This is a genomic window from Luteimonas dalianensis (assembly GCF_049339425.1).
Taxonomy (GTDB): Bacteria; Pseudomonadota; Gammaproteobacteria; order Xanthomonadales; family Xanthomonadaceae; genus Luteimonas; species Luteimonas dalianensis.
This window is the reverse complement of sequence record NZ_JBMPPO010000001.1, coordinates 50,962-70,909: the sequence shown is the minus strand read 5'-3', so window position 1 is coordinate 70,909 and position 19,948 is coordinate 50,962. Positions and strand designations below refer to the sequence as shown.

Sequence of the window (19,948 nt, the reverse complement as noted above, 5' to 3'; positions counted from 1 at the left end):
GCCTAGGCCAGTTCGGACAGCAGGCGCGCGGCCTCGCTGCTTTCGGGCGCGCCGGTCTCCCGGGCCACTTCCTGCAGCAGGGCGCGCGCGGTATCGACGTCGCCCAGCTCGATGTAGGCCTTGGCCAGTTCGAGGCGTTCGCCCGCGCCGGTCAGCAGGTCGCCGACGGGGTCAGCGTCCTCTTCGGCCGCCGACAGGGGCTCGGGTTCGGGTTCGGGCTCTTCCGCGATGACCGTTTCGACCCGCGGCTCGGATTCCGGCTCGGGCCCGGGTTCGGACGCAACCGGGGGTTCCGGTGCCGGCGGGGCTTCGGGAACCGGAGCCGGCGCGGGTGAGGACGGCTGCGGCGTGGCGGCGGCGGCTCCGCCCGCATGCCAGGTCGGGCCGCCGGCTGCCGGAGCCGCTGCCGGAGCCACCGCGCGCCTGACGGGCGTATCCGCACCCTCGCGGCGGATCCGGGCCCAGGCCAGCGCCGCCGCGATCACCAGCACCAGCCCCAGGCCGATCCACAGCCAGGGCAGCCCCGCCTCCTGCGGCGCCGGGCCGCCGGCCGGATCCTGGTTGGCCTGGGCCAGGGTCGGCGCCGCCTGCTCGTTGGACTCGGCCAGGCGCTGCTGCACCGTGGCCAGTTCGCTGTCCTTGAGCTCGATCAGCTGCTGCTGCTGCGCCTGCAGCTGCTCCAGATCGGCCAGCCGCGCCTTGAGTTCCTCGACTTCGGCATCGCGGGCGGCCAGCGATTCCCGGGTTTCCTGCAGTTCCTGTCGCAACATCTCGCCCTCGCCACCGGCGGTGATGCCGGATCGTGTTCCTGCCTGCTGGCCGCCTTCACCGGTGGCCGGCGCGATTTCCAGCCGCGCGTCGGCCACGGCCGCTCCCGCCGCCGGTGCCGGGGCGTCCCCGCCGTCGGCCGCTGCGTCCGCGGTGGCGGTGCCCCCGGCGGCGTCCACCGCGTCGGCGGCCGGCTGCGGGCGCGGCCCGGACATCTCCCGCCAGCGCGCGACCTGGCTGCGCACCTCGGCAGTGGCCTCGGCCATGGACACCTGCTGCGCACTGCCGGCCTCCGGCATGCGCAGCACCGCGCCCTCGCGCAGCAGGTTGACGTTGCCGCCGATGAAGGCCTGCGGATTGGTGCGCACCAGCGCCAGCATCATCTGGTTGACCGAAACGCCGTCCTCCAGGGCCATGCCCTGGACGATCCGGCTCAGGGTGTCGCCGGCCTGGATCGGGCCGTATTCGCCCGGAACCGACGCAGTGGTGGCCACTGGCGCGGGAACAGGTGCGGGTGCGGGCACGGCGGGAGCCGGCGCGGCTTCGGGTTCGACCGGATCCGGTTCGGCGGCCTCGGCGACCGGCGCGGCGGCGGGTTCGGGATCCGGCTCGACCGCCGGCCCGGGTTCGGGTGCCGGGGTTTGCTCCGCGGTTGCAACGGGCTCGGGCGCGGACGCCGGCCGGATGATGCGGTCGCCGGTCTCCACCACCGGCGCCTGGATCGGCGGCTGGGCCGGCGCGGCGATCGTGTCCGGGGCATCGATCAGCGCCGAGTATTCGCGCACCAGACGCCCCTGCCCCCAGTCGGCCTCGATCAGGAAGGTCAGCAGCGGCTGTTCCACCGGCGCGGCGCTGGTGACCCGGATCACCGGGCGGCCGGAGGCGTCCAGGGCAACGTTGAACTGCAGATCCTGCACCAGCCCCTGCGGCGGCTGCAGGCCGATGCGGGCGAAGGTTTCAGGCGAGGCCAGCCGCGCCTGCAGCTGGCGCAGCTCGGCCGGATCGCTGGAGACGATCGGGATCTCGGCCAGCAGCGGCTCGCCGTACTGCGAGCGCACCTGGATCTGGCCCAGGCCCAGGGCGAACGCCGGCCCCGCCAGCAGCGCCAGCGCCATGACCCAGGCCAATCTCCATCTCAACAGCATCGCCTTCCCCCTTTTCGCGCCACGACTCTAGCCGCCTGCGGCGCGTATCCGCAATGTTTCAGGCGGATTGTGCGACCAGTTCCGCGACCTGCACCGCGTTCAGGGCCGCGCCCTTGCGGATGTTGTCGGCCACGATCCACAGGTCCAGCCCGCGCGGATGGGACAGGTCTTCGCGGATGCGGCCGACGAACACGGCATCATTGCCCGAGGCGTGGGTGACCGGCGTCGGGTAGCCGCCGGCGGCGCGCTCATCGACCACCGTCACCCCGGGCGCCGCTTCCAGCAGGGCGCGCGCGGTGGCGGCGTCGATCTTCTCCCGGGTTTCGATGTGCACCGCTTCCGAGTGCCCGTAGAACACCGGCACCCGCACCGCGGTGGGGTTCACCTGGATGGTGTCGTCGCCGAGGATGCGCCGGGTCTCCCACACCAGCTTCATCTCCTCGCGGGTGTAGCCGTTGTCCATGAAGTCGTCGATGTGCGGGATCAGGTTGAAGGCGATCTGCACCGGGAACCGCTCCGGCTCCGCGCTCTGGAAACCGAGCAGCGCGCCGGTCTGGCGCCCCAGCTCCTCCAGCGCCGAGCGCCCCGCCCCGGACACCGACTGGTAGGTGGCCACGTTGATGCGCTCGATGCCCACCGCGCGGTGGATCGGCGCCAGCGCCACCACCAGCTGCATGGTCGAGCAGTTGGGGTTGGCGATGATCCCGCGCGGGCGCTGCGCGGCCGCCTCGGGGTTGACCTCGGCCACCACCAGCGGCACGTCCGGCTCCTGGCGGAAGACGGAGGAGTTGTCGATCACCACGGCGCCGGCTTCGGCGAACCGGGGCGCGTGCTCCCTGGAAACATCCCCGCCGGCCGCGAACAGCGCGATGTCCACGCCGGCCGGATCGAACCCGGCCAGGTCGTGCACCAGCAGCTCGTCGTCGCCGAAGTCCACGTAGCCGCCGGCCGAGCGCGCGCTCGCCAGCGCCACTACGGCGGAAGCCGGGAACCGGCGCCCGGCAAGGATCGAGAGCATGGTCTCGCCCACCGCGCCGGTGGCGCCCACCACCGCGACCCTGAAGCGCTTGTCAGACATCCGCGCCTCCCGCGGCATCACCCGGGATGCGCGGGGTGACCGCGCCCACGTCGCCGCACTGCGCGCGGTGGCGCAGCGCCTGGTCGATCAGTTCCAAAGCCATCATCGCCTCGCAGATGGGGGTCGCGCGGATGCCCACGCAGGGGTCGTGGCGGCCGGTGGTGACCACCTCGACCACGTTGCCGTCCACGTCCACGCCGGGCGCAGGCAGGCGCAGGCTGGAGGTCGGCTTGAACGCCACCGAAGCCACCACCTGCTGGCCGCTGCTGATCCCGCCGAGCACGCCGCCGGCGTGGTTGGAGAGAAAGCCTTCCGGCGTCATCAGGTCGCGGTGTTCGCTCCCCTTCTGCGCCACGCTGGCGAAGCCGTCGCCGATCTCCACGCCCTTGACCGCGTTGATCGACATCATCGCCGCGGCCAGGCCGGCGTCGAGCTTGCCGTACACCGGTTCGCCCCAGCCCGGGGGCACGCCATCGGCCACCACCCGCACCCGCGCGCCGACCGAATCGCCGGACTTGCGCAGCGCGTCCATGTACGCCTCCAGCTCCGGCACCTGGGCGGCGTCGGGCCAGAAGAACGGATTGTCCTCGACCACGGCCCAGTCGTGGCCGCGCGGAACGATCTCTCCGATCTGCGCCATGTGCCCGCGCACGCGCACGCCGTGGCGCTCGGCCAGCCATTTCTTCGCCACCACCGCCGCCGCGACCCGCATGGTGGTCTCGCGCGCCGAGGAGCGGCCGCCGCCGCGCGGATCGCGGATGCCGTACTTCTGCCACCAGGTGTAGTCGGCATGGCCGGGCCGGAACTGGCCGGCGATGCGGTCGTAGTCTTTGCTGCGCGCGTCGGTGTTGCGGATCAGCAGCGCCAGCGGCGCGCCGGTGGTCACGCCTTCGTACACGCCCGACAGGATCTCCACCCCGTCCTGCTCGCGCCGGGCCGATGTGTGCCGGCTGCGACCGGTGGCGCGGCGCTCCAGATCGCGCGCGAAGTCCTCCACCGCGATTGCGATTCCCGGCGGACAGCCGTCGATCACGCAGCCGATCGCCGGCCCGTGCGATTCGCCGAAGGTGGTGACGCGGAACAGCTGGCCGGTGGTGTTGGACACGGGCTCAGAACAGCCCGCCGGGAGCTTCCGCCCGGCCCGCGGCCGGGGCAGCCGGCGCCACGCCGCCCTCGCGCCCGGCGGCCAGCGCGGCGATGCGCGCGTTGTGCGCCACCAGGTCGTGGCATTCGGCGATAAACACGCCCATCTGGCCGACCTTGAACTCCACCCACGCCAGCGGCAGCTCCGGCAGCAGGGCCGCCAGCGCGCGCTCGGACTCGCCCACCTCGCACACCAGCAGCCCGTCCTCGTGCAGGTGCAGCGGCGCGTCGCGCAGGATCTTCAGCACCAGATCCAGGCCGTCGTCGCCGGCGCGCAGGCCCAGCTCCGGCTCGTGGGCGTACTCGGGCGGCAGCGCATCGGTTTCGTCATTGGTGACGTAGGGCGGATTGGTGACGATCAGGTCGTAATGTTCCCCCTGCAGGCCCGAGAACAGGTCGGATTGCAGGAAGCGCACGTTGTCCACGCCCAGCCGGTCGGCATTCTCGTGGGCCAGATCCAGCGCGTCGCCGCTCAGGTCGGCGCCGTCCACGTGCCAGTCCGGATTGTGGTGGGCCATGGCGATGGCGATGCAGCCCGAGCCGGTGCACAGATCCAGCGCCCGGCGCACCTCGCGCCCGCCCAGCCACGGCTCGAAGCCGGCCATGATCAGCTCGGCGATCGGCGAGCGCGGCACCAGCGCGCGCGGGTCGGATTTGAACGACAGCCCCGCGAACCACGCCTCACCGGTCAGGTAGGCCGCCGGCACCCGCTCCTCGATCCTGCGCAGGAACAGCGCCAGCACGTCCTCCTTCTCGGCCAGCGTCACCCGCGCCTGGCCGTACACCGGCGACAGGTCGTGCGGCAGGTGCAGGGCGTGCAGGGTCAGCTGGGTGGCCTCGTCCAGGGCGTTGTCGTAGCTGTGGCCGAAGGTCAGCCCGGCAGCGTTGAAGCGGCTGGCGCCGTAGCGGATCAGGTCGATGATCGTGCGCAGTTCGTCGGTCATTTCGGCGCGGCCGGTCTGGGGCAAGGGAGCCGGGAAGTATATCGGCGGCGCGGGTATCATGCGCGCAGCCAAACCGGATCCAGCCATGTTCAACCGCACCACGCTGATCGTGCTCGTCGTCGCCCTTGCCGCCGCCCTGGGGCTGATTGCCGCGCAGAAGATCCTGTCGCCGGCCGCGCCGGCGGGGCAGCCTGAAACCAGCGCCATCACCCTGTTCCCGCAGCCGCGCGAGCTGCCCGACTTCAACCTGCGCCAGTCCGACGGCACCCAGCTGATCCCGGGCGAGCTGCACGGCCACTGGACGGTGGTGTTCATCGGCTTCACCTTCTGCCCGGACGTGTGCCCGATGACCCTGGCCGAGCTGGCCCAGGCCCAGCGCCAGCTGGAGGACATCCCCGAGGCGATCCGGCCGCGGGTGCTGTTCGTCTCGGTCGACCCCGAGCGCGACAGCCCGGAGCGCATCGGCGAATACCTGACCGCCTTCCATCCCGACACCCTGGGCGCCACCGCCGACATCCCGGCGCTGGAGGAACTGGCCCGCTCGATGTCGCTGGTGTTCATGAAGGTGCCGCCGCCCGAGGGCGCGCCGGCGGATCAGTACAGCATCGACCACTCCTCGGCGATGGCGATCCTGGATCCGCAGGCGCGCATGGCCGGCGTGCTGCAGGGCCCGCTGGATCCGGCCGCGATCGCCGCCGACCTGCGCATGCTCACCGAAGCCGGCCGCAACTGAGCCGCACCCGGATGGACGCCGTCACCGCGCTGACCTGGGTGCTGCCGCACCGGCTGCTGTCCTCGCTGGCGCGGCGGCTGGCCTACTCGCGCAGCCCGCGCACCAGCCGCTGGCTGATCGACACCGTGGTCAGGCGCTTCGACGTGAACCTGGCCGAGGCCGCCGAGCCCGATCCGCGCGCCTACGAGAGCTTCAACGCCTTTTTCACCCGCGCCCTGCGCCCCGGCGCGCGCGTGGCCGACCCGGATCCGGATGCCCTGCTGATGCCCGCCGACGGCCGCATCAGCCAGTGCGGGCCGATCGGCCACGCCGACGAGCGCGGCCGCATCTTCCAGGCCAAGGGCCGCTCGTTCACCGCCGCCGAGCTGCTGGGCGACGAAACCGCCGCCGAAGCCTTCGAGGGCGGCGTGTTTGCCACCGTCTACCTGTCGCCGCGCGACTACCACCGCGTGCACATGCCCTGGAGCGGCACCCTGCGCGAAACCGTGCACGTGCCGGGCCGCCTGTTCAGCGTCGGCCCGGCGGCCGTGCGGCACGTGCCGCGCCTGTTCGCCCGCAACGAGCGCCTGGTGTGCCACTTCGACACCGATTTCGGCCCCATGGCCGTGGTGATGGTCGGCGCGCTGCTGGTCTCGGGCGTGGAAACCGTCTGGAGCGGCGAGGAGATCCCCGCCTACGGCAAGCGCATCACCCGCAAGGACTACCGCGGTCGGAGCATCGCGCTGGAGCGCTTCGCCGAAATGGCCCGCTTCAACTACGGCTCCACCGTGATCGTGCTGCTGCCGCCGGGCGTGGCCGAACTCTCACCGGAGCTCGCTGCCGAAGCCCCGGTGCGGCTTGGCCAGCGCCTGGCTACCCGCGCTTCGCGGCCGGACTAGCTGCCGCAGGACGCCAGCGACAGCCGCTGGCCGACCCTCAGCCTGTAGGCCGGCGCCCGCAGGTTGTTGGCGCGGGCCAAGGCCTGCAGACTGCAGCCGTAGCGCTGGGCGATCCGGCCCAGGGTTTCGCCGCGGCTCACGCGATGGACGCGGGGCGCATCGGTGGACGCCTGCGCTGCCGCAGGCGCCACCGGGCCCGAGCGCACGATCGCATTGCCCGGGTCGCTGTTGACCAGTTCGCGGGCGATGTCGGCGCGGGCGCTGCGGGTGCACCAGCGGCCGTAGTGTCGAACCACGTCGCTGGTGGCGTTGAGGGTGGTTCCCGCGGGGATCACGTCGTCGGCCTGGTAGCGCGGGTTGAGGTTGCGCAGCATGCGCATGTAGCCGTAGCGGGTGCCGCCGTTGCCCAGGCAGATGGTCAGCTCGTAGATCGAGGCCGCCCGCTCCAGGGTCAGCGGCGCGGGCCGCGCGCTGACCTTCTCGAACTCCAGCCCGTAGCGGCGCGGATGCAGGAACAGCCACGCCGCGGCGATCACCATCGGCACGTAGTCGCGGGTCTCGGGCGGGAACTGGTTGTAGACCGACTCGTCCCAGAAGCTGCGGCCGCCGTTCTCGCTGTGGATCCGGCGCGCGCGCCCTTCCCCGCCGTTGTAGCCGGCCAGCGCCAGCTCGATGCTGTTGTTGAGCTCGCGCAGGCGCTCGTTGAGATAGGACGCGGCCGCCTCGGCCGAGCCATAGGGGTCGTAGCGGGTGTCGAAGCCGGTCGCGTCCGGCCCCAGGCCGAAGCGCCTGCCGGTGGCCGGCATGAACTGCAGCGGCCCGGCCGCGCCCGCGCGCGAGGTCGAGTGCACCCGGCCGGTGGATTCCTTGGCCAGGATGCCGAACAGCAGCGCCTCCGGCAGCCCGTGGTTCTCGAACTGCGGCCACATCAGGTGGCGCATGTACTGGTAGTTCTCGTGGCTGACGATCAGCGAGTGGCGCATGTCGGTCAGCCAGCGGCGGATGCCCTCCTGCACCGCCGGGTTGAACTGCACCATTTCAACGAAGCGGCGGCCGTCGCTGAGCAGGGCCGCGGCGCGCGCCGCCTCGGGCACGTCGGCACCGACGCTGGTGGCCAGCATGCCGTCCGGATCCGGGTCGAACGGGTCGATGTCCTCGTCCGCGCCCAGGGTCGCGTCGTCGGCCTCCTCCTTGAGCAGGCGCTTGAAGGTGGTCACGAAGCCGGCCGGATCGCAGCCGCGAAGCCCGCCGCACTCCACCATCACGTCCTCCATGTCCTCCAGCGCAGCATCGCTTTCGGCGATTGCTTCGGGCTCGTTGTTGCGCACCCGCACCAGCGCTTCCCGGTAGCGGGTTTCGGCCGCGTCCATGCGCTGCTGCAGGACGGCGGCGGCTTCGCGGTCGCGGCGCGACTGGGCATCGGCGGAGAGCGGAACCAGGAGCAGCAGGGCCAGCCCGGCGATGGCGAGCGGGCGGAAGGCGAAGGGCGTGGAAACGGGCATGGGAACCGGAGCGGCAGGCGGGTGCGCAGGTTAGCCGCCGCGGCCGCGGCCCGGCAAATGCCGGCGGCCGGACTCCCGGCGATGGCATAGAATTCCGCCAATCCATCGCCAGGACGCCCCATGCAGCCCGATCCCATCCTCCTCGGCCGCTCGGTCACCACCCCGGAAAGCGGCAACGTCTACCTGCTGCCCCGCTACGGCAACCGCCACGGCCTGGTGGCCGGCGCCACCGGCACCGGCAAGACCGTGACCCTGATGATGCTGGCCGAGTCGTTCTCGCGCGCCGGGGTGCCGGTGTTCATGGCCGACATGAAGGGCGACGTGGCCGGGCTGGCGGTGCCGGGCACGATGAGCGAGGGCCTGCAGAAGCGCGCCGACCTGATGGACATCGACGGCTTCAGCGTGGAGGGCAGCCCGACCATCCTCTGGGATCTGTACGGCAAGCTGGGCCACCCGGTGCGCACCACCGTCACCGAGATGGGCCCCACCCTGCTGTCCCGGATCCTGGAGCTCAACGACACCCAGTCCGGGGTGATGGACATCGTGTTCAAGCTGGCCGACGACCGCGGCCTGCTGCTGCTGGATCTGGACGACCTGCGGGCGCTGCTGGGGCTGGTGCTGGAGGAGCGCAAGGCGATATCGGCCGAATACGGCCTGGTCAGCCCGCAGTCCGTCGGCGCGATCCAGCGCGCGCTGCTGCGCCTGGAGCAGGACGGCGGCGGCGACTTCTTCGGCGAACCGGCGCTGGAGCTGGACGACCTGATGCGCACCACCACCAATGGCCGCGGCGTGATCGGCATCCTCGCCGCCGACCAGCTGCTGATGCGCCCGCGCCTGTATTCCACCTTCCTGCTGTGGCTGCTGTCGGAGCTGTTCGAGACCCTGCCCGAGGTCGGCGACCTGGACAAGCCGAAGCTGGTGTTCGTGTTCGACGAGGCCCACCTGCTGTTCGACGACGCGCCGGCGGCGCTGGTGCAGCGGATCGAGCAGGTGGTGCGGCTGATCCGCTCCAAGGGCGTGGGCGTGTACTTCTGCTCGCAGTTCCCCGACGACGTGCCCGACGAGATCCTCGGCCAGCTCGGCAACCGGGTGCAGCACGCGCTGCGCGCCTACACCCCGCGCGACCAGAAGGCGGTGCGCACCGCGGCCCAGACCTTCGTGGCCAACCCCGACCTGGACGTGGTGGACACCATCTCGCGCCTGGGCACCGGCGAGGCGCTGGTGTCAACGCTGCAGGAGAAAGGCATCCCGATGGCGGTCGAGCACACCGTGATCGCGCCGCCGCGCTGCCGCATGGGCGCGATCAGCGACGAAGAGCGCGCCCGCGTGCGCGCCGCAAGCCCGGTCGGGGCCAGGTACGACACTCCGGTCAACCGTGAATCGGCGGAAGAGATCCTGGCAAAGCGCGCGCAGGAGATTTCCGAACAGGCCGAGGCGCCCGAGGCCAAGGCCGACAAGCCGGCCGACGGCCAGCGCGGCCTGGGCCAGGTGGCGCGCGACGCGCTGTTCGGCACCGGCAGGCGCCAGGGCATGATCGAGACCATGGGCAAGCAGGCCGCCCGCCGGGTCGGCAACCAGATCAGCCGCCAGGTGATGCGCGGGATCATGGGCGTGTTCGGCGGCAAGCGCTGAGGCTGCGATGGGACGCTGGCGTCCGCCGCCGGAGAAGAGCACCGCGCTGATCACGCCCGAAGGCCACGCCCGGCTCAAGGCGGAGCTGGACGACCTGTGGCGGGTGCAGCGCCCGGAGGTGGTGAAGGCGCTGGCCGCCGCCGCGGCCGAGGGCGACCGCTCCGAGAACGCGGAATACACCTACCGCAAGAAGCAGCTGGGCGGCATCGACCGCCGGGTGCGCTACCTCAGCAAGCGGCTGGAGTCGCTGCGGGTGGTGGACGCCCCGCCCGCCGATCGCGAGGCGGTCTACTTCGGCGCCAGCGTGGAGCTGGAAGACCAGGACAGCGGCGAGGCCGTCCGCTACCGCATCGTGGGACCGGACGAGACCGACGCCGCCCGCGGCTGGATCAGCATCGACTCGCCGCTGGCACGGGCGATGCTCAAAAAGCGCGTTGACGACGAGTTCCAGGCCCGCCTGCCGGGCGCCAACGCGCACTTCGTGGTGGTCTCGGTCGACTACCCCCACGGCGGCTGAGCCCGCCCGCGCGTACCCACTGCGCTAACAACGGGAGTGGTAGGTTCCGCTGCGGCTGTCACTGGCGCTGCGGAAGTCCTCCATGTTCGAAAACTCCGACGCCGTCTTCCTCGCGAGGCTGCAGTTCGCGTTCACCATCAGCTTCCACTTCATCTTCCCGGCCTTCACCATCGGCCTTGCGAGCTACCTGGCGGTGCTGGAGTGGCGCTGGCTGCGGACGAAGGAGCAGGTCTACCTGGATCTGTTCCGGTTCTGGGTGAAGATCTTCGCCGTCGCGTTCGCGATGGGCGTGGTGTCGGGCATCGTGATGACCTACCAGTTCGGTACCAACTGGGCGGTGTTCTCCGACCGCGCCGGGCCGGTGATCGGGCCGCTGATGGCCTACGAGGTGATGACCGCGTTCTTCCTGGAGGCCGGCTTCCTGGGGGTGATGCTGTTCGGGCTCAACCGGGTCGGCCCGCGGCTGCACTTCATCGCCACGCTGATGGTGGCCATCGGCACCTTCCTGTCCGCGTTCTGGATCCTCAGCGCCAACAGCTGGATGCAGACGCCCACCGGGTTCGACATCAACGACGCGGGGCAGTTCGTGCCGGTCAGCTGGATGGAGATCATCTTCAATCCCAGCTTCCCCTACCGGCTGGCGCACACGCTGACCGGCGCCTACCTGACCACCGCGCTGGCGGTGGGCGGTGTCGGTGCCTGGCACCTGCTGCGGCACCGGCGCGCCGGCACCCGCCTGGATGGCGATGATCCGGCGGCCACCAGCTCGCTGGCCGGCGCGCGCACGATGTTCTCGATGGCGATGTGGATAGTGCTGGTCGTGGCGCCGCTGCAGGCCGTGATCGGCGACCTGCACGGGCTCAACACGCTCGAGCACCAGCCGGCCAAGGTCATGGCGATGGAAGGCCACTACCGCAGCCATCCGGAGGGCGCGCCGCTGATCCTGTTCGGGATCCCGGATTCGGCGGCCGGCACCGTGCGCTATGCGGTGCAGGTGCCCAAGCTCGGCTCACTGATCCTCAAGCACGACCCCAACGCGCCGATGGACGGGCTGGAGACCATCCCCGCCGAGTCCCGGCCGCCGGTGGGCATGGTGTTCTGGTCGTTCCGGATCATGGTCGGGATCGGCCTGCTGATGATCGCCCTGGGCGCGTGGAGCCTGTGGGCGCGCTGGCGCCGGCGGCTGCACGGATGGCCGGCGCTGCACCGGGCGGCGCTGGTGATGGCGCCATCGGGCTTCGTGGCGGTGATCGCCGGCTGGGTGACCACCGAGGTCGGCCGCCAGCCCTACACCGTCTACGGCCTGATGACCACGGCCGAAAGCGCTTCGGCGCTGGACGCCTCGGCGGTGGGCGCCTCGCTGGTGGCCTTCATCATCGTGTACTTCATCGTGTTCGGCCTGGGCACGCTGTACATCCTGCGGCTGATGGCGCGCGGGGTGCAGCCGGCCGAACGGCCGATGGACGAGGACGATGCGCCGATCCGTTCGGCCGGCCTCACCCCGGGGCCGGCGATCCGGATGGCCGGGGAGGAGGACTGAGCGCATGGACTTCGACATCGCCCTGGTGTGGGCCCTGATCCTGCTGTTCGCCGTGTTCGCCTACGTGGTGATGGACGGTTTCGACCTGGGCATCGGCATCCTGTTCCCCGGCATTGACCCGGGAGAACAGCGCGACACCGCGATCAACACCGTGGCGCCGGTCTGGGACGGCAACGAGACCTGGCTGGTGCTGGGCGGCGGCGGGCTGATGGCGGCGTTCCCGCTGGCGTTCGGCATCATCATGACCGCGGTGTACCCGCTGGTGATCGCGATGGTGCTGGCGCTGGTGTTCCGCGGGGTGGCGTTCGAGGCGCGCTGGCGCGATCCGTTGCACCGGCGCTGGTGGGACGCGGCCTTCCAGGGCGGCTCCACCGTGGCCGCGCTGGCCCAGGGGATCATCCTGGGCGCGCTGGTGCAGGGAATCGCGGTGGACGGGCGCGAGTACGCCGGCGGCTGGTGGGACTGGCTGACCCCGTTCAGCCTGCTGACCGGGGTCAGCGTGGTGGTGGGATACGCCCTGCTGGGCGCGACCTGGCTGGTGCTCAAGACCGAGGGCGAGCTGCAGGCGCGGGCCCGCCGCCACGCCTCGCGCCTGGGCGTGGCGATGCTGGCCGGCATCGTCGCGGTGAGCCTGGCCACCCTGGGCCTGGACTACGACTACCACCACCGCTGGACAACCATGCCGGCGGTGCTGGTAACCGCCCAGGTGCCGCTGCTGACCGCGGTGATGGGCTACGCGTTCTGGCGCTCGCTGCGCCGCGGCCGCGAGCTGGCGCCGTTCCTGCTCACCCTGGCCCTGTTCGCGCTGACCTTCGTGGGCCTGGGGATCAGCGTGTTCCCCTGGGTGGTGCCGCAGGCGGTGACCATTGCCGATGCCGCCTCGCCCGATTCGAGCCTGGTGTTCATGCTGGTGGGGGCGGTGGTGCTGATTCCGGTGATCCTGCTCTACACCGGCTGGTCGTACTGGGTGTTCCGGGGCAAGGTCGGCGACGAGGGCTACCACTGATGGCCGCTCCGGCGCCCGGGCCGCTGTGGAAGCGGCTGGCCTGGTTCGCGGGGCTGTGGCTCGCCGGCCTGGCCGTGGTGGGCACGGTGGCGTGGCTGCTGCGGCTGTGGATCGCCTGATCCCGCGGGATCCGGGAGACGGGGAGACTTTCAGCGCGCAGCCATTGATAATCACGCTTTCCAGACCCTGAACACGGCCCGGGTGCTGCAACACCTGGACGCTCTGTCATCGATCTGTAACAAAAACATCATTTCATACCCGGATCAGCCGGCAACGCCGGCCCAACGTCGTGGAGTTCCCATGAAACTGCAGCCCGCTCGCCTCGCCCTCCTCGCCCTGCCGCTGGCTTTCGGGCTTTCCGCCTGCTCGCCTTCCGACAACGGCGCGGCCGCCGGCGACGGTTCTGCCCGCGCGGAGATCTCCGGCGCCGGTGCCTCGTTCGTGTTCCCGCTGATGTCGCGCTGGTCGGCCGATTACAACGCCGCCACCGGCCACCGGCTCAACTACCAGTCGATCGGCTCGGGCGGCGGCATCGCCCAGATCAAGGCGGCCACGGTCGACTTCGGCTCCTCCGACGCCCCGCTGTCGAGCCAGGAGCTCGCCGAGGCCGGCCTGGGCCAGTTCCCGTCCACCATCGGCGGCGTGGTGCCGGTGTTCAACCTGGCCGGCTTCGAGCCCGGCCAGCTGCGCCTGACCGGCCCGGTGCTGGCCGACATCTTCATGGGCGGCATCACCGCGTGGAACGATCCCGCGATCGCCGAGCTCAACCCCGGCACCGACCTGCCGGACACCCAGATCGGCATCGTCCACCGCTCCGACGGCTCGGGCACCACCTTCAACTTCAGCAACTACCTGTCCAAGGTCAGCCCGCAGTGGCAGGAGCGGATCGGCGAAGGCACCCAGCTGCAGTGGCCCTCGGGCGTGGGCGGCAAGGGCAACGAGGGCGTGGCGTCCTACGTGAAGCAGATCAACGGCGCGATCGGCTACGTCGAGCTGGCCTACGCGCTGCAGAACGACATGCCCTACGCCTCACTGCAGAACGCGGCCGGCAACTGGGTGGAGCCCAGCGAAGCCAGCTTCTCCGCCGCCGCGGCAACCGCCGACTGGGCCGGCACCAGCGACTTCCACCTGGTGATCACCGACGCGCCCGGCGCGGACGCCTGGCCGATCACCGCCACCAACTTCATCCTGATGCACAAGCAGCCGTCCGACCCGGCGCGCTCCCAGTCCACCCTGGCGTTCTTCGACTGGGCGCTCAACAACGGCGCCAGCCAGGCCAGCGCCCTGCACTACGTGCCGCTGCCGGCCGAGCTGGTTGAGCAGGTCGAGGCGTACTGGGCGAGCGAGCTCGGCTACACCAGCGCCGACTGACCGGGACTGGCCCCGCGATGAACGCCACCGTTCTCCCCGACGGCCGCAAGGCCGGCCGCGACCTGCGCGACGCCCGGGCCGACCGCCTGTTCCGGCTGATCCTGGGCGCCACCGTGGTACTGGTGATGCTGGCCCTGGCCGCAGCCGCACTGTCGATGCTGTGGGGCGGGCGCGACGCCCTGTTCTCGCAGGGCTGGCGGTTCTTCTTCACCGCCGACTGGAACCCGGTGCAGAACCGCTACGGTGCCCTGGCGCCGATCTACGGCACCGTCGTCACCGCGGTGATCGCGATGATCATCGCGGTGCCGGTGAGCTTCGGCATCGCGTTCTTCCTGACCGAGGTGGCGCCGCGCTGGATCCGCGGCCCGATCAGCACCGCGGTCGAGCTGCTGGCGGCGATCCCGTCGATCATCTACGGCATGTGGGGCCTGTTCGTGCTGGTGCCGGTGATGACCACCCACGTCACCCCGTGGCTCAACGACACCCTCGGCGCGATCCCCGGCCTGGGGATGCTGTTCCGCGGCCCGCCGCTGGGCATCGGCCTGCTCACGGCCGGCCTGGTGCTGGCGATCATGGTGATCCCGTTCATCACCTCGACCATGCGCGAGGTGTTCCTGACCGTCCCCACCCGGCTCAAGGAGTCGGCCTATGCGCTGGGCTCCACCAAGTGGGAGGTCAGCTGGGACATCGTGCTGCCCTACACCCGCTCGGCGGTGATCGGCGGCATCTTCCTGGGCCTGGGGCGCGCACTGGGCGAGACCATGGCGGTGGCGTTCGTGGTCGGCAACAGCGTGCGCCTGTCCCCTTCCCTGCTGGAACCGGGCACCACCATCGCGGCGCTGATCGCCAATGACTTCGGCGAGGCCACCGAGACCTACCGCTCGGCGCTGCTGCTGCTGGGCTTCGTGCTGTTCGTGGTGACCTTCGTGGTGCTGGCCATCGCCCGGCTGATGCTGATGCGGCTGGCGCGCAAGGAGGGCAACTGATGTCCGCCACGGCCGACAGCCTGTACCGCCGGCGCCGCTTCGGCAACGCGTTCGCGATCATCATTTCCTGCCTGGCCGCCGGGTTCGGGCTGTTCTTCCTGGGCTGGATCCTGTGGACGCTGGTGAGCAAGGCCGCCGGCGGCATCAACCTCGACCTGTTCACCCAGATGACGCCGCCGCCGATGCAGGAAGGCGGCGGCCTGCTCAACGCCTTCTTCGGCAGCGCGGTGATGTGCGCGATGGCGATCGCCATCGGCACCCCGCTGGGCGTGGCCGCAGGCACCTGGCTGTCGGAGTACGGCCACGCGCGCAAGGCGGGCACGGTGGTGCGCTTCATCAACGACATCCTGCTGTCGGCACCGTCGATCGTGCTGGGCCTGTTCGTGTACACCCTGATCGTGATGCAGACCGGCGGCAACTTCTCGGCCCTGGCGGGCGCGATCGCGCTGGCCTTCATCGTGCTGCCGGTGGTGGTGCGCACCACCGACGAGATGCTGCGGCTGGTACCGGTGCAGATGCGCGAGGCGGCGCTGTCGCTGGGCGTGCCGCAGTGGAAGGTGATCGTGCAGGTGCTCTACCGCAGCGCCTCGGCGGGCATCGTCACCGGCATCCTGCTGGCGCTGGCACGCATCTCCGGCGAGACCGCCCCGCTGCTGTTCACCGCGTTCGGCAACCAGTACTGGAACACCGATATCATGCAGCCGATGGCCAGCGTGCCGGTGGTGATGTACCAGTACGCGGGCAGCCCCTACGAGTCCTGGCAGCAACTGGCCTGGGCCGGCGCCCTGGTGCTGACCACCTTCGTGCTGATCGTGAGCATCGGCGCGCGCGCCCTGCTGCTGCGCAACAAGATCTCCCATGACTGATTCGCTTCTGGAACCGGCAATGACCGACACCTCCGACAACCCTGCGCCGCGACGGATGGCCACGAGCGACCGTGACGTGCTGCCGCAGGCGCCGGTCAAGGTCTCCACGCGCAACCTGGACTTCCACTACGACAGCTTCCATGCGCTCAAGGGGATCAACCTCGACATCCCGGAAAAGCGGGTCACCGCGCTGATCGGCCCCTCCGGCTGCGGCAAGTCGACCCTGCTGCGGGTCTACAACCGGATCTACGCCCTGTATCCCAAGCAGGTGGCCAGCGGCGAGGTGCTGCTGGACGGCGAGAACATCCTCGCCCCCAAGTACCCGATGAACCGCCTGCGCAGCAAGGTCGGCATGGTGTTCCAGAAGCCGGTGCCGTTCCCGATGACGATCTACGAGAACATCGCCTACGCCATCCGCCACCACGAGAAGCTCTCGAAGAAGAAGATGGACGAGCGGGTCGAGCTGGCGCTAGGCCAGGCCGCGCTGTGGAACGAGGTGAAGGACAAGCTGGGCCAGAGCGCGCTGGGACTGTCCGGCGGCCAGCAGCAGCGCCTGTGCATCGCCCGCGCGGTGGCCCTGCGCCCGGACGTGCTGCTGCTCGACGAGCCGACCTCGGCGCTGGATCCGATCTCCACCAGCCGCATCGAGCAGCTGATCGAGGAGCTCAAGAACGACTACACCATCGTCATCGTCACCCACAACATGCAGCAGGCCGCGCGCGTGTCGGACTACACCGCATTCATGTACTTGGGCGACCTGATCGAGCACGATGAGACCCGCACCATCTTCTCCAATCCATCCCAGCAGCAGACCGAGGACTACATCACCGGCAGATTCGGTTGATGAGCCAGACAGGACAGGAACATGCCCAACCAGCCCCATGACCACATCGTGCGCAGCTACGACGAGGAGCGCACGCGCCTGAGGGACGAGATCCTGCGCATGGGCACGATGGCCGCCGCCCAGCTGGAGGCCGCGCTGGACGTCGTGGAACGCCGCGACGACGGCGCCGCCCGGCGGGTGATCGACAACGACGTGGCCATCGACGCGCTGGAAAAGGAAATCAGCGAAGACGTGATGAAGCTGGCCCTGCGCGGGCCGCTGGCGCGCGACCTGCGCGAGATCCTGGCCGCGCTGAGGGTGTCGTCCGACATCGAGCGCATCGGTGACTATGCCGCCAACGTGGCCAAGCGCTCGATCGCGCTCAACCAGTCCCCGGCGCTGCCGATCACCCGCGGCCTGAAGGGCCTGGTGCGCATCGCCACCCGCCAGCTGCGCGAGGTGCTGGTGGCCTATCGCGAGGGAGATGCCGAAGCCGCCCAGCAGATCCGCGAGGGCGACGCCGAGCTGGACCAGATGTACACCGGCCTGTTCCGCGAGCTGCTGACCTACATGATGGAGGACGCGCGCGCGATCACCCCGTGCACCCACCTGCTGTTCATGGCCAAGAACATCGAGCGCATCGGCGACCATGTGACCAACATCGCCGAGAACATCTGGTTCCTGGAGCACGGCGAGGAAGAGCTGCCGCCGCGCGAGAAGCGCGACGAGACCAACACCGTCGGCTGAAGGCCGCTCGCGGGGCGCAGGCTGTTTCCCGCCGCCTACCGGGCGAGCCACTTGCGCGCCATGCGGCGCAAGGAGGCGTCCATCGCCTGGTCTTCCGCGACACCGGCGATATCGCGCCATGCCAGGGCGTGCGATTCCTCGCTGACGATGGAGCGCTCATCCGTGCCCGCGCGCACCACGTAGCGCACGTCGTAGTGCCAGTGCGCCGGCACCCCCTTGTGTTCGGGGATCCAGTGCCGATCCAGGTCGAACACCACCGGCTCCAGCACCAGTCCCGACAGCCCGGTCTCCTCCTCCGCCTCGCGCAGCGCCACCCGCCCCAGGTCGCGGTCGCCGTCGGCATGGCCGCCCGGCTGCAGCCACAGGCCGAGCTTGCGGTGGTGGGTCAGCAGGGTGCGCCCGCCATCGGCGCTGACCAGCAGCGAGGAGGCGGTGAGGTGGCCTGCCAGGCGCTCGCGCACGTAGGGATCCTCGCGGGACTGCGTGAGCTCGATGAAATGGCCCACGCAGCCTGATTCGTCCGGCCAGCGGGCCCGGTAATCCAGCAGCGTGTCGATGAGCTGCTGGTGCGGGCTGACGGTGTGCTGCATGCCTTGGCGAGGCCTCGGAAGCCAGGGGAGCACCCATTATCGCCCCGCCGGTCAAGTGCCGGTCGCCGCTTGTGATCGCAGGCCCCCTTTGGCAAGGTACAGCGCTCTACCGCGAGGGGGAATTGGCATGCACTACGGGTTTGGCCGGGCCGGCCTCGGCGGACGGAAGCACCGCGCGTGAACCAGGCAAGCCGTCGGGATCCCAGCCTGCTGCAGGCACTCACCCCGCTGCTGTTCCTGGTGGTGGCGCTGGCCTGCGCCGTCTACCTGTACGCCGACGACGCCTCCTTCGGCGCCAACCAGGTCGGACTGATCCTGGCCACCGGCGTGGCCGCGCTGGTCGGCCTGCGCAACCACATCCCGTGGGAAGAGATCCAGGACAGCCTGGTGCACGGGGTGTCGGTGGCCGTGGTGCCGATCTTCATCCTGCTCTCGGTCGGCGCGCTGATCGGCACCTGGATCCTCAGCGGAACGGTGCCGATGCTGATCGTGTACGGCATGCAGCTGATGCACCCGGCTTACTTCTACCCGGCCACGTGCATCGTCTGCGCGATCGTGGCGCTGTCGATCGGCAGCTCCTGGACGGTCGCCGGCACCTTGGGCGTGGCCCTGATCGGGGTGGCCCAGGGCATGGACATGTCGCTGCCGATCACCGCCGGGGCGATCATCTCCGGCGCCTACTTCGGCGACAAGATGTCGCCGATCTCCGATACCACCATCATCGCCCCGGCCGCCGCAGGGGCCGAGCTGTTCGCCCACATCCGCCACCTGACCTGGACGACCTTCCCCAGCATGGCCATCGCGCTGGTGCTGTTCACGGTCATCGGCCTGAGCCAGGGCAGCGGCGGCAGCGCGGAGTTCGGCGGGCTGGCCGGCCAGCTGGCCACCCACTACACCCTGGGCTGGTACCTGCTGATCCCGATGGTGGTGGTGTTCGCGCTGGCGGTGCTGCGTTTCCCGGCCTATCCGACGATCATGATCGGGGCGCTGCTGGGCGGGGTGTTCGCGGTCGTGTTCCAGCCGGAGCTGGTGGTCGAACTGGCCGGCAACCCCGAGCTGTCCCGGCCGATGGCGCTGCTGTCCGGGGCCTGGATGGCGCTGTTCGAGGGCTACCAGTCGCAGACCGGCAATGCGGTGGTGGACGACCTGCTCACCCGCGGCGGCATGATCAGCATGCTCAATACGGTGTGGCTGATCATCTGCGCGCTGGGCTTCGGCGCGGTGATGGAGCGTACCGGGCTGCTGGAACGCATGGTGCGCAGCCTGCTGGCGAGGGTGAAGAGCACCGGCTCGCTGCTGGCCTCGACCATCACCACCGCCCTGGGCGCCAACATCGTGGCCGCCGACCAGTACATGGCGGTCGTGCTGCCCGGCCGCCTGTACCGGCCCGAGTTCAAGCGCCGGGGGCTGGATCCGGTGAACCTGTCGCGCGCGCTGGAGGACGGCGCCACCATCACCTCCCCGCTGGTGCCGTGGAACACCTGCGGCGCGTACATGGCCGCGACCCTGGGCGTGGCCACCTGGGACTACCTGCCCTATGCGTTCTTCAACCTGGCCGGGCCCGTGGTGGCGCTGATCATGGCCTATACCGGCTTCAAGGTGCTGCGGCTCAAGCCGGGCGACGGCAAGTCCGGGCAGCGCACGCCCGCGGCCGCCGCCGAGTGAGCCGCGCGGCGTTA

The 19,948-nt window shown here is 70.5% G+C and carries 18 protein-coding genes and 1 pseudogene; 13 read left to right on the top strand and 6 right to left on the bottom strand.

What is annotated here, in order from left to right:
• Positions 1-2: 2 nt before the first annotated feature.
• The 4 genes and pseudogenes from ACOZ90_RS00350 to prmB form a co-directional block, all read right to left on the bottom strand.
• The gene (locus ACOZ90_RS00350) at positions 3-1,907 is read right to left on the bottom strand and encodes a motility hub landmark protein FimV (RefSeq protein ID WP_422891647.1); all 1,905 of its coding nucleotides are present in this window, start codon (positions 1,905-1,907) and stop codon (positions 3-5) included.
• 64 nt (positions 1,908-1,971) lie between these two features.
• On the bottom strand, positions 1,972-2,991 hold the full coding sequence (locus ACOZ90_RS00345; protein WP_422891646.1) for an aspartate-semialdehyde dehydrogenase: 1,020 nt from the start codon (positions 2,989-2,991) through the stop codon (positions 1,972-1,974).
• Entirely contained in the window at positions 2,984-4,096 is a 1,113-nt protein-coding gene (gene aroC, locus ACOZ90_RS00340; RefSeq protein WP_422891645.1) for a chorismate synthase, read from the bottom strand. The genes ACOZ90_RS00345 and aroC overlap by 8 nt, the downstream gene beginning before the upstream one ends.
• Positions 4,097-4,166: 70 nt before the next feature.
• A pseudogene (gene prmB / locus ACOZ90_RS00335) lies at positions 4,167-5,078 on the bottom strand (50S ribosomal protein L3 N(5)-glutamine methyltransferase); the annotation flags it as partial.
• 85 nt (positions 5,079-5,163) lie between these two features.
• On the opposite strand from prmB, the gene ACOZ90_RS00330 reads away from it, so the two are divergent.
• Together ACOZ90_RS00330 and asd are read left to right on the top strand one after the other, a co-directional pair.
• Positions 5,164-5,811 (top strand): SCO family protein, encoded by a 648-nt coding sequence (locus ACOZ90_RS00330; RefSeq protein ID WP_422891644.1) that lies wholly within the window; start codon positions 5,164-5,166, stop codon positions 5,809-5,811.
• 11 nt (positions 5,812-5,822) lie between these two features.
• Positions 5,823-6,689, top strand: coding sequence for an archaetidylserine decarboxylase (gene asd, locus ACOZ90_RS00325; RefSeq protein WP_422891643.1), 867 nt, complete (start codon positions 5,823-5,825; stop codon positions 6,687-6,689).
• Here asd and ACOZ90_RS00320 read toward each other — a convergent pair.
• On the bottom strand, positions 6,686-8,191 hold the full coding sequence (locus tag ACOZ90_RS00320) for a transglycosylase SLT domain-containing protein (RefSeq protein ID WP_422891642.1): 1,506 nt from the start codon (positions 8,189-8,191) through the stop codon (positions 6,686-6,688). The two genes, asd and ACOZ90_RS00320, sit on opposite strands and share 4 nt — an antisense overlap.
• 120 nt (positions 8,192-8,311) lie before the next feature.
• On the opposite strand from ACOZ90_RS00320, the gene ACOZ90_RS00315 reads away from it, so the two are divergent.
• The 10 genes from ACOZ90_RS00315 to phoU all read left to right on the top strand — a co-directional run bounded on the left by ACOZ90_RS00315 (position 8,312) and on the right by phoU (position 17,679).
• Positions 8,312-9,823 (top strand): helicase HerA-like domain-containing protein, encoded by a 1,512-nt coding sequence (locus tag ACOZ90_RS00315; protein WP_422891641.1) that lies wholly within the window; start codon positions 8,312-8,314, stop codon positions 9,821-9,823.
• 7 nt (positions 9,824-9,830) lie between these two features.
• Entirely contained in the window at positions 9,831-10,340 is a 510-nt protein-coding gene (gene greB, locus ACOZ90_RS00310) for a transcription elongation factor GreB (RefSeq protein WP_422891640.1), read from the top strand.
• Positions 10,341-10,422: 82 nt separating this feature from the next.
• The gene (locus ACOZ90_RS00305; RefSeq protein WP_422891639.1) at positions 10,423-11,880 is read left to right on the top strand and encodes a cytochrome ubiquinol oxidase subunit I; all 1,458 of its coding nucleotides are present in this window, start codon (positions 10,423-10,425) and stop codon (positions 11,878-11,880) included.
• Between the two features lie 4 nt (positions 11,881-11,884).
• Positions 11,885-12,886 (top strand): cytochrome d ubiquinol oxidase subunit II, encoded by a 1,002-nt coding sequence (gene cydB, locus ACOZ90_RS00300; protein ID WP_422891638.1) that lies wholly within the window; start codon positions 11,885-11,887, stop codon positions 12,884-12,886.
• Complete coding sequence (locus ACOZ90_RS00295; protein WP_422891637.1) at positions 12,886-13,005, top strand: DUF2474 domain-containing protein; 120 nt, start codon at positions 12,886-12,888, stop codon at positions 13,003-13,005. Before cydB ends, ACOZ90_RS00295 begins: the two co-directional genes overlap by 1 nt.
• A 181-nt stretch (positions 13,006-13,186) precedes the next feature.
• On the top strand, positions 13,187-14,257 hold the full coding sequence (pstS, locus tag ACOZ90_RS00290) for a phosphate ABC transporter substrate-binding protein PstS (RefSeq protein ID WP_422891636.1): 1,071 nt from the start codon (positions 13,187-13,189) through the stop codon (positions 14,255-14,257).
• Between the two features lie 17 nt (positions 14,258-14,274).
• Positions 14,275-15,243: a phosphate ABC transporter permease subunit PstC gene (pstC, locus tag ACOZ90_RS00285; protein ID WP_422891635.1), complete on the top strand. Its 969-nt coding sequence runs from the start codon at positions 14,275-14,277 to the stop codon at positions 15,241-15,243.
• Positions 15,243-16,109: a phosphate ABC transporter permease PstA gene (gene pstA / locus ACOZ90_RS00280; RefSeq protein ID WP_422891634.1), complete on the top strand. Its 867-nt coding sequence runs from the start codon at positions 15,243-15,245 to the stop codon at positions 16,107-16,109. The genes pstC and pstA overlap by 1 nt, the downstream gene beginning before the upstream one ends.
• Before the next feature lie 55 nt (positions 16,110-16,164).
• Positions 16,165-16,953, top strand: coding sequence for a phosphate ABC transporter ATP-binding protein PstB (gene pstB / locus ACOZ90_RS00275; RefSeq protein ID WP_422891989.1), 789 nt, complete (start codon positions 16,165-16,167; stop codon positions 16,951-16,953).
• 21 nt (positions 16,954-16,974) lie between these two features.
• On the top strand, positions 16,975-17,679 hold the full coding sequence (gene phoU, locus ACOZ90_RS00270; RefSeq protein WP_422891633.1) for a phosphate signaling complex protein PhoU: 705 nt from the start codon (positions 16,975-16,977) through the stop codon (positions 17,677-17,679).
• Positions 17,680-17,714: 35 nt separating this feature from the next.
• Here phoU and ACOZ90_RS00265 read toward each other — a convergent pair whose 3' ends face one another.
• Positions 17,715-18,269, bottom strand: a complete 555-nt coding sequence (locus ACOZ90_RS00265) for an NUDIX hydrolase (RefSeq protein ID WP_422891632.1) — start codon at positions 18,267-18,269, stop codon at positions 17,715-17,717.
• 177 nt (positions 18,270-18,446) lie between these two features.
• Between ACOZ90_RS00265 and nhaC the strand changes: the two genes are divergently transcribed.
• Entirely contained in the window at positions 18,447-19,934 is a 1,488-nt protein-coding gene (nhaC, locus tag ACOZ90_RS00260; RefSeq protein ID WP_422891631.1) for a Na+/H+ antiporter NhaC, read from the top strand.
• Positions 19,935-19,948: the final 14 nt, after the last annotated feature.